General features: G+C 44.3%; 1 protein-coding gene. It reads left to right on the top strand.

What is annotated here, in order from left to right; all coding sequences use genetic code 11:
* Window positions 1-1224, top strand: a 1224-nt coding sequence (gene tnpC, locus FFM73_RS12520; RefSeq protein WP_137631945.1) for an IS66 family transposase, incomplete at its 5' end; no start/stop codon positions are given.
* Window positions 1225-1246: the final 22 nt, after the last annotated feature.

Below are 1246 nucleotides of genomic sequence, written 5' to 3'. Positions count from 1 at the left end.
AACACAACTGATCAGCATTGTGTCCACGGACACGAGTTAGTTCGGGTAGGCAAACAGTTTAAGCACCAGCAAATCGTTATCATTCCGGCTAAACATTACGTAGAAGATATTTATGAGGCAACCTACAAATGCGTTGCCTGTGAACAGTTGGATGGTTATAGCCATTTTTATCATGGAAATGCGCCTAAATCACTTATTGCGCACAGTTTGGCGTCGCCATCTTTGGTGACCGAGATCGCCTATTTCAAGTATGAATTAGGTGTCCCTTTATATCGCCAAAAGGGTTATTGGCATCATCAAGGGATTGATGTCAGTGATCAATGTATGGCTAATTGGATGATTAAATGTGCTGAAACACTGAAACCGGTCTACCAGTTACTGCATGAACGCTTGGTAACTCAGCCGTTTCTGCAAGGTGATGAAACGCCCTATCAGGTTCTACGAGAATCCGGTAAAGCTGCCACCAGTAAGTCATATATCTGGTTAGCTCGCACGATTCGACAGGCAGAACACCAAATGGTGTTCTACTACTATTCACCAAGTCGAGCTGGTGCCGTTGCCCAGAAACTATATCGTGATTTTACTGGCGTACTCCAATGCGATGGTTACCAAGGTTATAATCGAGTAGCTAATTCAGTCGTTCGGTGCGGTTGTTGGGCACATGTCCGGCGTAAGTTTTTCGATGAAGCTAACGCTGATCCACATCATTTCAAGGCTTCGGAAGGGTTAAAGTTGCTGACCAAGATGTTTGACCTAGAGCGCGAATGGCAATCGTTAGCTAGTAGTGAACGACTCAAGATCCGTCAGGATAAGTTAAAGCCCTTGCTTGATACCTTCTGGGCTTGGTGCGAATCAACTAATCCGTACGCTAATAGTCGCTTAAGTAAAGCCATCGCGTACGCGACTGGCCAACGAATGGCCTTAAATCAGGTACTGAATTTTGGTGAATTGGATTTCACCAATAACGCATCGGAACGTAACATGAAAAGTTACGTCATCGGGCGTAAGAATTGGTTATTTTCCACTAACCCTAAAGGGGCTGAGGCCAATGCCATCTGGATGACGTTGATTCAAAGCGCCAAAGCCAATGGGACTAATCCTCGTGACTACATTGAATATCTGTTAAAAACCGTGTCACAGTTGCCAACTTTCCCAAAAGAAGCGCAATTGGAGGCTTGTTTACCGTGGAATTATGAACCTGATCAGCAATTAGTAACTGAATGAAATACAAAAACGGACTAACTCA

The sequence above is a fragment of the Secundilactobacillus hailunensis genome, from assembly GCF_005405185.1.
GTDB lineage: Bacteria > Bacillota > Bacilli > Lactobacillales > Lactobacillaceae > Secundilactobacillus > Secundilactobacillus hailunensis.
Note: the sequence above shows the minus strand (reverse complement) of the source record. Positions and strands in the feature narration are given on the sequence as shown.